Annotated in this window: 1 protein-coding gene; it reads left to right on the forward strand. The window is 34.1% G+C overall.

Going from position 1 to position 431, the window contains the following annotated elements; all coding sequences use genetic code 11:
• Nucleotides 1–431, forward strand: a 431-nt coding sequence (locus ACEYW6_RS36680; RefSeq protein ID WP_412983676.1) for an ISL3 family transposase, incomplete at both ends; no start/stop codon positions are given.

Raw genomic sequence — 431 nt, forward strand, 5'->3', positions numbered from 1 at the left:
AAAAGCTAGGAATAGATGAAATCACACAATTAAAAGGAGGAAAGAATTATGCAGCAGTATTAGTAGATTTAGAGGCACGAAGACCGATAGCATTGTTAGAGAAAAGAAATAAAGCAGTTATTGCAGAATACTTATCCAGTCTAGGTTCAGAGGTATTAAACCAAATAGAAGAAGTCAGCATAGACTTATGGATACCCTATAAAACTTTAATACAAGAAATGCTACCGAATGCTCAAGTAGTAGCGGATAGATTTCATGTCATGAAACAAATAAATCAGGAGTTAGACGAAAGAAGAAAACAGGAAAAAAGAGCAGCTAATAAAATTAAAAACCGCCAAGAAAGAGAAAAGAAATTAGCTGGCTTAACTCACAGTAAATACCCTTTGTTAAAGAAAAAAGAATGCCTCAGTGATGAGGAACAAGCTCAGATA

This window comes from Nostoc sp. UIC 10607 (assembly GCF_047228265.1).
In the GTDB taxonomy this organism is placed as follows: Bacteria; Cyanobacteriota; Cyanobacteriia; order Cyanobacteriales; family Nostocaceae; genus Nostoc; species Nostoc foliaceum_A.